Here is a 13,330-nt window from a genome sequence, read left to right as displayed (position 1 = left end):
CACGTCGTCGTACTAATGTCTGTGAAATAAAATTTATTTAGGAAATGTGTTACGTTGCTGTCTCTACCGCGCTGGACGGGGAGACCGCTCGGCGTGCGGCGCCTTTTTTCACCGGGGGCCACGTTGGCGGTCGTATGCGACTTCGGACACTCGGACTCGCCGCGGCAGCGGGTATCGCCGCGTTCCTCGCGGCGTTCGTCGCCGTCACCGAACTGTTGGTACCGTACGTCGCGTTCTCGGTGTTCGTCGGCATCCCGGCCGGCATCGTCGTCGGTGCCGTCGTCGCCGCGTTCGTACTGTGGCGATTCGAGACGGCGGACGCCCCCCGCCAGCGGTCCCTCGCCGTCGCGCTCTCCGTGTTCGGGGGCGCGCTCGTCACCGCATTCGTCCTCGCGCACTTCGCGCTCGGACAGGGTGCGGTGGTCTCGATACTCGCGGCGACGCTCGTCGGTGCGCTCGCCGGAATCGCGGCGTTCGGTCGCGAGCGGCGCGCGGCGGTCCGCTCGTGGATGGACCGCCACCGGATCGCGTCGTTTCTCGCGGTCACGTACGCGTTCACGTGGACCGTGCAGGGGGCGCTCGCGGCTACCGGGCTGGAGGCCTCGTGGACGCACTCGATCCTCATCGGGTTCGGCGGCTTCGGTCCGCCGGTGGGCGCGGCGGTCGTGGTCGCCGCCACCGGCGGTAGCCTCCGGCAGTGGGTCTCGCAGGCGTTCGCGTGGAACATCGGGGCGCGGTGGTGGGCGCTGGCCTTCGGACTCCCGCTCGTCGTCCTCGTCGTCGGCAGCGCGCTCTTCGTCGCGCTCGGCGGCCCGATCGACCTCGGATCGTTCGCGTCGCCCGCGATCTACCTCTTCGTGTTGGCGTGGGGGATCGTCTGGGGCGGCGGCCAAGAGGAACTCGGCTGGCGCGGGTTTATGCTCCCGCTGCTGCAAGAGCGCTACAGCGCGCTTTCGGCGAGCCTGTTGGTTGGCGTCGCCTGGGCGGCTTGGCATCTGCCCCTCCTCCTGAACGCGACCACGACCCACGGCGGCTGGGGACCGTCCCAGCAGGTACTCTGGCTGTTCACCATCGTTGCAGGATCGATCCTCTGGACGTGGATGTACAACGGCACCGGCGGGAGCGTCCTCGCCGTCGCGGTGTTCCACGCCGGCATCAACGCGATGGGACTCTACCACCCCGCCGATATGGACGCGCTGCTCCCCGGCGGCGTGCCCGATCCCTGGCTGAACTTCCTCGCGGAACTCACGGGCGCGGTCCCACTGGTCGCCCTCGCCGTCATAGTAGTCGTCGTCTACGGCCGTGAGCGTCTGACGAACGGCGACGTCCCCGGGGCCGAGACTGTCGGGCTCGCACCCGGCACAAAACAGCGGTAGTCGCGGACGGGGCGGCGCCCCGCGTTAGTTCGGCCCTACCCGAGGAAGTAGCGCGTCCACGGATACCGCTCGACGAGCGGCTGGCCGCCGATTTCGTACTGCTCGATGTACTGATCGGCCCCGAGGATCCGGCCCGCCCCGAACGCGGCGACCGAGAGGAACACGAGCATGTACGCGAAGTCGCCGTTGATGTAGCCGTGGGCGATGTCCCAGTTCCCGAGGTAGAACATGAGCATCATAAACGCCCCCCAGAACGCCGCGAACCGCGACAGCACGCCGAAGATGAGGCCGAGGCCGATGAGGACCTCCCCCCACGGCACGGCCACGTTCACGAAGTCGACGAACCACGGGGTCTGCCCCATCGCGACGAACAGGTCGGCGACGGGGCTGCCGTTCGACGGGGGCGCGTTCTGCAGGTAGCCGGACGCGCTGAAACTCCCCGAGAGGACCTTATCCAATCCGCTCTGGAAGAAGGCGATCCCCATCATCAGCCTGAGCGCAAGAATGAACCAGACGCTCAGCGTGTGTAACTTGCCGGTCGCGGTGAACCCGGCGACTGTGCTCTCTAGTGTGATTTCTCGAGTAGACATCGTGTATGTCAGAATCGAAAGCATACATTAAAAGTATGCCCACTCAGTTCTCAAAGTCTGATAACTCGGGTGTGAGTCAGTGTTCCGTGGCCCACTTGAAAAACCCGAGACTGATCGCCAGTATCGCCGCGCCAGTCGGGATTATGAGGTTTATGTACGGGTCTTGGAAGTCATCGGCGACGACGAGGACCTGCTCGAAGAACTTGATCGAGAGGATGACGAGCACCACCTCGATCAGCTTGTTCTTCAGTTCGCCCGTCGACTCGAATTTGAACCAGTCGGGTCTGATGCTGGCGTGGTCGGCGGGATCCAGTTTGCTGATGAAGAAGTCGTAGATCCCGAACGAGAAGATGATTAGAATGATTCCGATGAGGAACGCGTCCAGCGCCTTGATGATCGGCAGGATGACGTCTTTGCTGCTCATCGAGTTCTCGAGGAAGAACGATGCCGTCGCGCTGTAGACGTTGTACGAGCCGAGCGCGAACATTATCGTCGACCCGAACAACGAGGCGAGGACGGGGATCAGCAGGATGAACCGGAGATTAAAGAACGTCGTCTCGAAGTAGGTCTCGACGTTCGACTTCACGTTGACGGACGACTCCTCTACTTGCTGCCCCGGGCTCTGTTCGTTTGTCTCGGCCATTGGCGGCTATTTGTCGAAGTGTCTTTTTATAATTGTGATTCCGGCGATACGTCGGGGGACCTCCGCTTCTCTCTGCGGCGTGGTGTGTCGGTTCGTGGTAGTTCGTGCCGAAAACAGATGTTTAATGCAACACGAGTACGACGGCCGGGGTAGGAATGTCGTACCGCTCCGTAGGCGACGTCAAACGGTCCCTCGTCTCCGGACCGTCGACGCTCTTTCGACGCCGCGCCCCGGCCGCGGATGCCGCTCGCGTCACCGGTCGGGTGAGCCGATGATCTCCGTCTCCGATCCGGTCGCGATTCTGGCGCTGATCATCGCCTCCGTGCTGTTCATCGTGACCGACTGGCGGACGGCGCTGGAGAAACGCCTCCGCGCGAGGTACGGCATCGACCGCGACTGGTGGGTCCCCCCGATCGCGTTCGCCGTCGCCGTCGGCGCGTCCATCGTCGGCCTGCCGGCCATCGAAGCCGCGTTTTACGACAAGATCGACATCATCGTTCTCATCTTCTCGTTCGGGATCATGTCCGAGGGACTGGGCGCCTCGGGGTTCTTCAAGTACATCGCCTACAAGATCACCGCCATCTGTAACGGGAACTCCACGCGGCTCGTGCTGTATATGTTCACGATGACGTCGATCGTCACGCTGTTCACGACGAACGACATCGTCGTGTTGGTCGTGACGCCGGTCATCGTCGAGATCTGTTTTCAGGCCGGGATCCGAAACACGAAGCCCATTCTGCTCTCGCAGTTCGTCGCGGCGAACACGCTCTCGATGGGGCTGATCATCGGCTCGCCGACGAACCTCATCATCGCCGAGGAAGTCGGCCTCGACTTCGTCCGGTACGTCATCCTGATGATCCTGCCGGCGGTCATCGCCTTCTTCTCATCGTTCGTCCTCATCAGCTGGATCATCGATCTGACCAACCGAGACGACGTCGACCTGTTTTCGGACCTCAAGATGCAGTCGCAGTACTCGCTGCCCGACGAGGTCCCGGAGCCGTATTTCACCCCCCAGATGCGGACGTGGATACTCATCTTCGGGACGTTCGTCGTCCTCGTCGCTATCGTGACGTTCCTCGGCGTCTCGCTGATCTGGTGTGCGGTTCCAAGTATGGTCCTCGCGATGGCCTACTGGTACCGATCTGACGAGCACGAAGAGCGCCTGAAAGGGCCGATCACGCGCCTTCCTTACGGCGTCTTCTTCTTCGGGATGACGTTCTTTATCTTCGCAGAGCAGTTCGCCCGGACGGCGTTCGTCACCGGACAGCTGGTCCCGATGGTCCAGCAGTTCTTCCAGGTGTCGCCGGTCCGAGCGGCGGTCGTCGGGGTGTACGGCTCCGGCGTGATGGTCAACATCTTCAACGACCTCCCCGCCGCCGCGCTCGTCGCCAGCATCCTCGGTCAGGTGAGCTTCGAGACGTTCCTGACGAAGTACGTGCTCATCCAGGCGTCGCTCGTCGGCCTCAACATCGGGACCTACGTCACGCAGGTCGGGGCGCTCGCGGGGCTCATCTGGTTCAATCAGCTCCGGATCCAGCGGCAGAAACAGCGGGAGTGGTTCCCCGAACTGGCCCGCGAGATGTCGTTCCCGAAGCGGATGGATCTGGTCCGATACGGGCTGGCGCACTTCGTGTTCACCGGGCTAGTCGCCGGGCTGTTCCTGCTCTTTCAGTGGGTCCTGCTGTCGGTTCTCATCGGCCCGTACTGACGGCTCCGATCGTTCGATCCTCCCGGCTTCACAGCTCAGACCGCTTGACGAGCGAGTAGATGAAGAGCCCGCCGAGCACGACGTTGAGGTACACCTCGGCGCCGGCGAGGAGCTGTGAGAGCACCGCCTCCGGGCGGACGCCGCCGTACCCGATCGTGAGGAAGGTGATGTAGCTGAAATACAGGTTCTCGTAGACGATCTGACGGCCGGCGGGCGTCAGCGCGGCGCCGAGCGAGGAGACCTGTCCCGCGCCCGTCGCGAAATGCGCACCGCCGAACGCGTAGAGCAGCCCCGGCAGAAACGGCGCGACGAGGAAGACGAGCAGAATGCGGCCCAGCCGGACCCCGTAGCCGCAGGTGAGATCCAGAAACAGGTTCTCGGCGACGCGGCTCAAGTTCTTGAGCCGAATCAGCGGGCGCGTGTCGCCCGACCGAACCGCATCGAGGAGGGTCCGGCGGGCCCACCGCTGGCGACGCAGCCGGAACTCCGCGGCGGCGTCGACGAAGCCGGTGTTCGAGGCGCCGATCTTGGCTTTGAGGTACGTCCGCTCGATGTTCTGGGCGGTCATCGGCTTCTCGTAGCTCCGCTCTTCGGGGATCTCGAAGCGGTGGAGCTTCCAGCCGTTCCGCTTGAAGTGGCCGGTGTACTCCGAGAAATCGAAACTGTCGCTGTCGAACTCGTCGAACTCGGTGTCGCAAAAGCGGACGTGATCGAGGAGGTGCCGCTGGGTCTGGGTATCGCTCGCCTCGAACGACAGATCGCCCACGCTCGCGACCGTCAAGTCGATCCAGCAGCCGCCCTCCGGGAGCTCGATCTCGCCGCGTCTGAGCTTCGCCCCGGTGAAGTCGACGTACGTCCCCGCCGAGGGGGACGCCGGCGCGAGCGCGAACTCCGTCGAGACCACCGCGTTCCGGAGCACGGCGTCGTCGACGAACACGGTGTCGAGGAAGTTCGCCGATGCGATCCGCGCGTTTCGGAAGTCCGCCGCCGCCTCGAAGCGGGCCCGCTCGAACACGGCGTCGCGGGAGCGGTGTCTGGTCGCCTGCTCGAAGTGGACGCCTCTGAACAGGGCGACGTCGCCGAACGTCGCGTCCGTGAACGCGCCCCCCCGCGCGAACCGCGATTCGTCGAAGACCGCCGCCGCCTCGAAGGCGGCGGACTCGAAGCTGGCGTGCCGGGAAAACGTCACGGTTCCGAAGCTCGCCCCGTCGCTGAACCGCGCTCGGTCGAACACCGCGCGGCCGAGTTCAGCGCCCGTGAAGTCGGCCCCCCCGTCGAAGCGGGCGCCCTCGAAGATACCGCCCGCGTCCAACCGCGACCCCCTGAACTCGACCGGGCCGCGGCACTCGACGGAGCGAAACAGGAGTTCGCCGGTGGCGAGCGCGTTGTCGAAGGAGGCGTTCTCCTCGAAGGTCACCGCCTCGAAGGAGGCGGCCTCGAAGGAGGCGCGGTCGAACTCGACCCGCGAGCGGAACGTCGCCCGCGAGAACGTGGCGTTGTCATCGAGTTCGTTCGAGGTACCGTTGAACTCGGCCGCGCGCATCGAGACGGGGCCGCGGAACTCGGCGTCTGTGAACCGGGTGTCGTCGCCGAAGTGCGTCTCCTCCATCACGACCGCGTCGGTGAACAGGACCTCCGAGAAGTCGGCGTCCTGCCGGAACTGCGTCTCCGTCGCCGTGATCGATTCGACCGTCGAACCGCGGAAGGCGACGTCGTGCTGGTGGTGTGTCTCCGTGAGATCGACCGGTCCGATGTCGCACTCGAGGAACTTGATCGGCACGTCGACGTTGGCGGAGACGACGCTCAGCGCCTCGATGGAGCAGTCGCGGAACACCACCGGGTGGACGTTGTCGCTTCGTATCGATTCGTGATCGATCTCGATCCGGGGAAGTTCGAGCGACTCGAACACCTTCTGCTCGCGGGAGCCCTCCTCGATCACCGCTTGGAGGGCGGTTTCGACCGCCGAGCGTTCGACGTCTCCGGCGTCGCGCTCGGCGGGGCTCATCCGGAGGACGCTGAGGTGCGCCGCTATCTCGTCGGTCGCGCCGGACCGGTCTGTCCGCGCCGCCGCGCCGAGATCGCTGTCAGTTCCGCGTTCCCCTTCGTGTCCCACGGTCTGTCACGCCCTTCGATGTGCACTCCTTTCGTTCCTGTTCATTGAACGCTTCGGTGCGGAGTCAGATCGCGCTGATCAAAAGCAGGTACTCGTCTTCGGTGATCTCCTTTCCGCGCGTCAGGTCGTTGAGGTCGACCGTCAACCGGTCCGCAGAATCGTCCGTCCTCAGCTCGAAGCTGGCGAACAGCTGTGGCGTTCGGGACTCTAACTCCCGCAGTTCGGTGATCGCCTCGTGGTGGTTCTCGCCGACGACGGACTTCGCTTGCGTGCGCGGGAGATACACCTCCGCGGCCGGCTCGATCTTGAACTCCCTGAAGTAGTAGGCGGTCTCGACGGCCCACGAGAACGCCTCGTGGCGGTCGATCTTCCCCTCGTGGACCAGCGCGTTCATCTGCTCGTTGTGCCGGAGCTGTACGAAGTTGTGGAGGAACTGATCCTGGATCTTGAACGATTCGATCACCTTGTCGATCGAGAGGTAACTGTACAGCTCGCTCCGGGTGTTCATCGAGGACTCGACCGCGAGGAAGACGTCGTTGTGGTCGACCGCCAGGGACTCGGAGCTGAGCTTCTTATCGACCGCGTCGAGTTTCTTGAGCACGTCGATCTGCGGTTTCGCCGCCGTGTGATCTAAGAACAGCAACAGCGTATCGCCGGGCGAGAGCGTCCGGTCGGTGGGTTCGCGGGTCGGATCGAAGAGCCCTTCCAGCAGCGCCGTCGTCGTCTCGTAGGTCACGAACTGTACCGCGTGGGCGGTCTCGGGGGTGATCTGCTCGTCCCCACAGAAGACCGTTATCCGCCGATCGGAGTCGCGAAGCGCCGTGTCGGCGTCGGTGAGGAACGTCCGGAGGTGGTCGTTGTAGTTCACCACGAAGATGTCCCCGGCCTCGTCGCGTCTGGGTCGCATATCGGTCCCCGTCCCCGCGGCCTTCGTTATCTGGAGGCTCTGCGTCGCCGTTTCGATCTGCTGACTCGAGTAGGCAGTGGCGAGGTCGATGGGAATCTGACTGCCCGCGACGTCGACTAACAACCCGTACAGCGGTCCGATCTGTTCGGGTGCGTCCGCGGGCAGGTCGTCGTGCAGACGCGTCTCGATACGGCGGATGAGCTCTCGCTTCACCGAGGCGATCGTCCCGTCGGTCCGGATCGACGAGTCGCCGCTCCGCATCCGACGGAGTTCATCCAGCGTCTCTGCATCCGCCGCCGTGAGGTCTCTGGCGGCGAACCGGTAGTTGTCGAGGTGGTACCCGTCGACCCACTCGGGACGGTCCGAGTCGTCGGCGAACCCGAAGTACTCGTCCAACCGTTCGACGGTCTCGCGCGCGTTGACGTTGATGAGCCGCTTGATGTCCTCCTGATAGCTCATCGTGTGGAGGTTCTCGGTGAACGTCGACGAACTGAGCTCTCGGGAGACCTCCGAGACTTTCTCGTTGTTCGAGTGCCAGACGATATCGGGACAGTCCACGTCGCCGCCCGTGGACTGTTCGCGCTTTTTGACCGCGTTGTTGAGCGTCGTGATCAACTGGAGGTTGTGGTACTCCGTCTCCTCTTCCATGTCCGGGAAGACGAACACCTCGCGGCTGTCGAGTATCTGGAACTTATCGAACAGGAACTCCGAGGAGTAGGACAGCTCTTTCACGAAGAGGCGATAGCCCTCCTGAGACGTCGTCTCGAAGCTGTCCTTGAGCCCCTCCGCGTCTTGGATGTGTCGCTCCTTCGGAAACAGCGTGATGAACGCCTCGGAGTTATCGAGGAGTTCGTGGATGAACGCGTCGTACTTCTCTTGGTAGTTGACGATGATGATCCGGTTCGGCGAGACCTGTCCGCGCGCCATCTGCTCGACGAGCGATTCGTGCGCCGCCTCCGAGGTGTACCGAACGATCGTTAGGAGCGTGCCGGCCAGAAAGAGCGGAAACGCGCCGGCCAGAAGGATCGCGAGGAGGCTCTTCGGCGGCGGGGCGTGTTCGAGGCCGCTGCTGACGAGGACGATCACCCAGAACAGGAACTCCGTTCCCGACGTGAAGAGCGGGTCGGCGTCGTAGAAGAAGTAATGGAGGCGCTCGGACCAGTAGACCAGAAACAGGAACGCGGAGATGAGCAGGACCGTAATGAGAAACGAGTACGTGATGCGGTGTTTGTGACTCCACACGCGGAGGTCGGTGAGGACGCTGAACACGTTCGAGAGGTGCCCGAACAGGATCTGTTCGCGCCGGAAGACCTGCAGGACGTAGTACGCGCCGACGACGAGCAGCAGCAGGTAGACCCAGAAGACGACCCACACCGCTATCCCCGGCGACTGTATCAGCTCGAAGCTCGAAGCGCTCACACTCGTCGTGTTGCTATCGATACAGTTGTAAGTGCTTCGGATGGATGCAGATCCGCGGGGAGCGACGCCGTGTCAAACTGATTGTTCTCGTTCCGGTGAGCGTCCGTCCCGTTGACGGCGTTCACCGGCAACACGTGAGAACACCAGTATCAGTCACCGGACGGCGGTGGTGGCCGTCTGATATCTCGGCGCAGACCCCAGCGATGTGCGCATTCTCGGGTAACATCTAAGACCCAGTCCCCGGTTGTAGTGTGCGTATGCAAATTACCGAACGGAGTTTCGAGATCGAGACGGGCGATGTCTTCGACATCCAGAACGTCACGCCGCAGGTCGAGGCAGCCGTCGAAGAAATCGGGGCAGGAGACGGGCTGGTGTACGTTTCGACGCCGCACACGTCGGCCGCCCTCTCGACGAACGAGTACGAGACGAAGTTGCTCTACGACATGATCGATTTCTTTGAGGAACTCGCGCCGCCGGACGCGGGATACGCCCACGACGTCGACCACTACGAACGGGACGAACAACCTAACGCCCACGCGCACATCCTCTCGGCGATGATAAAGCGGCCCGTCCTCCTGATGCTTCGGGACGGCGAACTCGATCTAGGCACGTGGGAGGAAGTGATGTTCTACGAACTGTGTGGCCCGCGGACGCGCACCGTCGACGTCGCCGTGCTTCGCTGAGCACCGATAGACTTTCTTTTCTCGCCCGTGCACGTTTCATCGAGATATGTTCACACGTCTCGGTGACTCCGTCGTCGTTGCCATCGATCACGGCCTCCACTGGGGAGTCTTCGAGGGCTTCGAGAACCCGCGGGAAACGCTCGAACTGGTCTTGGAGAGCGAACCTGACGGAATCCTGGCGAGCGTTCCGTTCTTGCGCCGGTTCGAGGAGACGATAAACGACCACGACGTCGCGACGATTGCGACGCTCGATCTGCTCCACGACTCGACGCTTCCCGGCGACCACGAGGACCAAGAGATTCACCGCCAAGTGTTCGGCGCCGGTGCCGCGGCCGAACTCGGTGCCGACGCGATGAAAGTCGCTCTCGTCTACGGCCGCGAGGATGCCGGCGTCCTCGAAGAGAACCTCCGGTTCGTCGCCGACGCGGCCGCGCGCGGCGAGGAACTCGGGATTCCACTGGTCGTTGAACCGACCCTGTGGGGCCAACGGGCCGACGACGAACTCGACCCGTCGTACCTCGCCGACGCCAACCGAATCGCGTTCGAACTCGGCGCGCACATCCTCAAGAGCCCGTACCCGGGCGAAGGGACGTTCGAACCGATCGTCGAGAACGCGCCGCTGCCCGTCTACATTGCGGGCGGTCCCCCGGTCGAGACGGACGTCGAGGTACTGGAGATGGTACGCGGGGCCGTCGACGCCGGGTCGCGCGGCGTTATGTTCGGCCGCAACGTCTGGCAACGTGACGACCCCTCGGCCATCATCGACGCTCTCAAAGCCATCGTCCACGACGACGCAACGGTCGACAGTGCAGCGACTCACCTCGCGGAGTAACCCATGAATCTCGAATACCCCTACTTCCAGATTAACTTCAAGGTGTACCCCGGAACGACCGGCGAGGACGGCCTCGAATTCGCCCGTCTCATCGAACGTGTCGAACGGGAGACGGGCGCCAACTTCGTGTTGACGCCACAGATCCCCGACATTCGACTCATCGCCGAGGAGACGGACCTCACGGTGACCGCGCCCTATATGGACGCCGTCGAACCCGGTCGCGGGATGGGGCGTATCCTCCCCGAGACCATCCGGGAGGCGGGCGCGGAAGGCGTCGTCATCAACCACGCCGAAAACCGGGACACGCTCACGGCCCTCGCCCGAAAGATAGAGCGCTGTCGGGAGGTCGGCCTCGACTCCATCGTCTGTGTCGACAGCATCGCGATGGGTGAGGCCGTCGCGCCGTTCGACCCCGACTCCGTGGTCTTCGAGAAACCCGAAGACATCTCGACGGACCGCGCCATCACACAGACCCACCCGGACCTCGTTCGGGAGTTCATCGACGTGATGGCGGCGGAGAGCGCCCGGACGAAAGTGCTCGTTGGCGGCGGGATTGGGTCGGCCGACGACGTTCGACTCGCGTTCGAACAGGGGGCAGACGCCACCGGTGCGGCCTCGGCCGTCTCACTCGCAGACGACCCCGAGACGCTGCTGACCGAGATCGGGAACGTCTTTCCGTAGCGGGTGCCCGCCGAGGGTACCGACGTAATCTTTTTCGCTGTATGTCACAACCGTAGGTGTGAAGTATGCCCGACAAAAAGAATATCCTCGTCGTCTGTGGGACCTCAGTGGCAACGTCGACCGTCGTCAAAGAGGCCCTGAAGAACAAACTGCCGGAACGCGGCGTCGAAGTCGGTTCTATCGTGAAGGCCAAAGCCACCGAAGCCAAGGGGAAGGCCTCCTCGGGGAACTTCGACCTCATCGTCACCACGACGTCGCTCAACGAAGACCGATTCGACATCCCGATCATCCACACGACGGCGTTTATGACGGGAATAGGGGAAGACGAGGAACTGGACAACATCGCAGAAACCCTCAAAAACTCGTAGTCGACGGCCATTCCCGTCTTCGGAGACTGGCGATACTGGCGGCCGGTCGCTCGAGTGCCACAGAGGACGACGAGAACCCCGTCAGCGATGTCCGAACCACCTGATCCCGCGGAACGCGTTTTGGCCGGAATCGAGTGATCGGAGACGGGGAAACGTTCCTATCGTTGGCTGGGTAGCGGTATTATAGTAGCGTTTGCAAACTGATTGCACAGCCGACCGCACGACGTCGTGCGGTCGAGTGGGTAAAGACGTGCAAACGCTGCTATAGTCCCCGCTGTACTCTTCTCTGACGATCAGAAACGTCAGCCGTACATAACTTCGACCGCTCTATCTAGGGTGCAACAGATCCCACAGTTTGCTTCACGGCCCGACAGCGGCGCTGTTCGCGTTGCGGCGGTTACATCGTAATCTGAATTTCGTGGTAATATTTATAACATATGTCTCTCGATAAAGAGACTAGGTGGCAACACCCATGGTACTAGACACCGTTGTGATGCAAGCGGGGCTGAGCTCGGTTCTGAATACGATCAACGACGTGATTCAGGGCCTCGGACCGACTGTTCTGTTGCCAATCATCATCTTCGTCATCGCGATGGTGTTCCGGGTCCCGATGGGACGGGCCGTGCGTTCGTCCGTCCTCATCGGTGTCGGCTTCCAAGGGATCTTTCTCGTCCTGGGTCTCTTCTCCGACAACATCAGTCCGCTCGCACAGCGGATGGTAGAGGTCACGAGCATATCACTGCCCGCAGTCGACGTTGGATGGCCCGCTGCGGCCGCCATCGCCTTCGGCATTGCAGAGATCGGCGTGTGGATGATCCCCGTCTTCGTGGTGTTGAACCTCGTCCTGTTCGCCATCGGGTTCACGTTCACGCTCGACGTGGACATCTGGAACTACTGGCACTTCGCGTTCATCGCCGGCCTCGTCTATATGGTGACGAACTCGCTCATCTACTCGTTTGCAACGGGGCTGACGCTCGGGCTGTTCGTCCTCGTGGCGGCCGACTGGACGCAACCGGCCGTCGAGGAGACGTTCGACACCGAGGGCATCTCCATCCCACACGGCGGGTCGGTCCCCTTCGCGATCGCCGCGATTCCGATAAACTGGGTGCTCGACCAGACGCCGATCGGTAACGTCGATGCCGACCCCGATTCGGTCCAAGACAAACTCGGCCTGCTCGGCGAGCCTATCTTTGTCGGCCTCATCTTGGGCATTCTCATTGGCATCGCCGCCTACAGCAACGCGCTATTTCAGGCGAGTAGTTGGTACACCATCCTCGGTGCCGGCGTCGCGTTCGCCGCCGTGATGTACATCCTGCCGATGATGGTCGGTATCCTGATGGAGGGGCTGACGCCGCTTTCGGAGTCCATTCGCGATTATATGACCTCCCGCTTCGAGGGACGGGACTTCGCTATCGGTCTCGACTCGGCCATCCTTATCGGCCACGAGTCGACCATCGCCGCGAGCCTCATTATGGTCCCCATCGCCATCGTGATGTCGGTCATCCTCCCCTACAACGATATGCTGTGGGGAGTCGACCTCGCTACCTTCCCGTTCTTGCTCGCCCTGATGGTGCCTATTATGGACGGAAACGTGGTCAAGATGGTCATCTCGATGACCGTCCTCCTCTTGCCGCTCCACTACGTCGCGAGCCAAGTTGCACCGGCCGTGACGCAAGCCGCGAACCAAGCCGGATTCGATATGGGCGGTAACAGCCTCATCACGGCCGGGAGTGACCCTGGATCCCCTGCGACTGGGCTCTTGATGCTCGGTGAACCCGCCGGCCTCATCGTCGGCCTCGTCATCACGCTCGGGTGCTGGCTCGCGCTCCGGACGTGGCCAAAGCGGATGTACATGGTCGCCGGCGCGTCCGAGGAGAAAGCCGAAGAGACGGTCCGAATCCGACACAGCGGTCCGTCTGCGGGCATCCTTCCCAATAAGATCGGCGGAGAACCCGACATCTCCGAGTCCGAACCCGAACCCGAGGACGAACCGGCCACCGACGACTAAAA

Annotated in this window: 11 protein-coding genes; 7 read left to right on the top strand and 4 right to left on the bottom strand. The window is 62.8% G+C overall.

Annotated elements, in window-relative coordinates; all coding sequences use genetic code 11:
• The first annotated feature begins 134 nt into the window (after nt 1-134).
• Nucleotides 135-1,376: a CPBP family glutamic-type intramembrane protease gene (locus ACT3HL_RS04860; RefSeq protein WP_445085681.1), complete on the top strand. Its 1,242-nt coding sequence runs from the start codon at nt 135-137 to the stop codon at nt 1,374-1,376.
• A 35-nt stretch (nt 1,377-1,411) separates the two neighbouring features.
• Here ACT3HL_RS04860 and ACT3HL_RS04855 read toward each other — a convergent pair whose 3' ends face one another.
• Complete coding sequence (locus tag ACT3HL_RS04855; RefSeq protein WP_445085680.1) at nt 1,412-1,966, bottom strand: DoxX family membrane protein; 555 nt, start codon at nt 1,964-1,966, stop codon at nt 1,412-1,414.
• 76 nt (nt 1,967-2,042) lie between these two features.
• Nucleotides 2,043-2,609 (bottom strand): YqhA family protein, encoded by a 567-nt coding sequence (locus tag ACT3HL_RS04850; RefSeq protein WP_445085679.1) that lies wholly within the window; start codon nt 2,607-2,609, stop codon nt 2,043-2,045.
• Nucleotides 2,610-2,880: 271 nt separating this feature from the next.
• Here ACT3HL_RS04850 and ACT3HL_RS04845 point away from each other — a divergent pair, with 271 nt between their 5' ends.
• Nucleotides 2,881-4,317, top strand: coding sequence for an SLC13 family permease (locus tag ACT3HL_RS04845; RefSeq protein ID WP_445085678.1), 1,437 nt, complete (start codon nt 2,881-2,883; stop codon nt 4,315-4,317).
• A 28-nt stretch (nt 4,318-4,345) separates the two neighbouring features.
• Here ACT3HL_RS04845 and ACT3HL_RS04840 read toward each other — a convergent pair whose 3' ends face one another.
• Together ACT3HL_RS04840 and ACT3HL_RS04835 are read right to left on the bottom strand one after the other, a co-directional pair.
• Nucleotides 4,346-6,430 (bottom strand): pentapeptide repeat-containing protein, encoded by a 2,085-nt coding sequence (locus ACT3HL_RS04840; protein ID WP_445085677.1) that lies wholly within the window; start codon nt 6,428-6,430, stop codon nt 4,346-4,348.
• A 64-nt stretch (nt 6,431-6,494) separates the two neighbouring features.
• Nucleotides 6,495-8,756: a hypothetical protein gene (locus ACT3HL_RS04835; RefSeq protein WP_445085676.1), complete on the bottom strand. Its 2,262-nt coding sequence runs from the start codon at nt 8,754-8,756 to the stop codon at nt 6,495-6,497.
• A 257-nt stretch (nt 8,757-9,013) separates the two neighbouring features.
• On the opposite strand from ACT3HL_RS04835, the gene ACT3HL_RS04830 reads away from it, so the two are divergent.
• From ACT3HL_RS04830 to ACT3HL_RS04810, 5 genes are all read left to right on the top strand, one after another.
• Nucleotides 9,014-9,439 (top strand): secondary thiamine-phosphate synthase enzyme YjbQ, encoded by a 426-nt coding sequence (locus ACT3HL_RS04830; protein ID WP_445085675.1) that lies wholly within the window; start codon nt 9,014-9,016, stop codon nt 9,437-9,439.
• Nucleotides 9,440-9,485: 46 nt separating this feature from the next.
• Nucleotides 9,486-10,271 (top strand): class I fructose-bisphosphate aldolase, encoded by a 786-nt coding sequence (locus tag ACT3HL_RS04825; protein WP_445085674.1) that lies wholly within the window; start codon nt 9,486-9,488, stop codon nt 10,269-10,271.
• A 3-nt stretch (nt 10,272-10,274) separates the two neighbouring features.
• Nucleotides 10,275-10,952 (top strand): triose-phosphate isomerase, encoded by a 678-nt coding sequence (locus ACT3HL_RS04820; protein ID WP_445085673.1) that lies wholly within the window; start codon nt 10,275-10,277, stop codon nt 10,950-10,952.
• Between the two features lie 65 nt (nt 10,953-11,017).
• Complete coding sequence (locus ACT3HL_RS04815) at nt 11,018-11,320, top strand: PTS sugar transporter subunit IIB (RefSeq protein WP_445085672.1); 303 nt, start codon at nt 11,018-11,020, stop codon at nt 11,318-11,320.
• A gap of 472 nt (nt 11,321-11,792) precedes the next feature.
• The gene (locus ACT3HL_RS04810; RefSeq protein ID WP_445085671.1) at nt 11,793-13,328 is read left to right on the top strand and encodes a PTS transporter subunit IIC; all 1,536 of its coding nucleotides are present in this window, start codon (nt 11,793-11,795) and stop codon (nt 13,326-13,328) included.
• Nucleotides 13,329-13,330 lie beyond the last annotated feature (2 nt).

The sequence above is a fragment of the Halobellus sp. GM3 genome, from assembly GCF_052545375.1.
Note: the sequence above shows the minus strand (reverse complement) of the source record. Positions and strands in the feature narration are given on the sequence as shown.

Coding starts and splice junctions, on each gene's coding strand:
- ACT3HL_RS04860 (WP_445085681.1), top strand. CDS start 135: ATGCGACTTCGGACACTCGGACTCGCCGCGGCAGCGGGTATCGCCGCG.
- ACT3HL_RS04820 (WP_445085673.1), top strand. CDS start 10,275: ATGAATCTCGAATACCCCTACTTCCAGATTAACTTCAAGGTGTACCCC.
- ACT3HL_RS04850 (WP_445085679.1), bottom strand. CDS start 2,609: ATGGCCGAGACAAACGAACAGAGCCCGGGGCAGCAAGTAGAGGAGTCG.
- ACT3HL_RS04830 (WP_445085675.1), top strand. CDS start 9,014: ATGCAAATTACCGAACGGAGTTTCGAGATCGAGACGGGCGATGTCTTC.
- ACT3HL_RS04855 (WP_445085680.1), bottom strand. CDS start 1,966: ATGTCTACTCGAGAAATCACACTAGAGAGCACAGTCGCCGGGTTCACC.
- ACT3HL_RS04810 (WP_445085671.1), top strand. CDS start 11,793: ATGGTACTAGACACCGTTGTGATGCAAGCGGGGCTGAGCTCGGTTCTG.
- ACT3HL_RS04845 (WP_445085678.1), top strand. CDS start 2,881: ATGATCTCCGTCTCCGATCCGGTCGCGATTCTGGCGCTGATCATCGCC.
- ACT3HL_RS04825 (WP_445085674.1), top strand. CDS start 9,486: ATGTTCACACGTCTCGGTGACTCCGTCGTCGTTGCCATCGATCACGGC.
- ACT3HL_RS04815 (WP_445085672.1), top strand. CDS start 11,018: ATGCCCGACAAAAAGAATATCCTCGTCGTCTGTGGGACCTCAGTGGCA.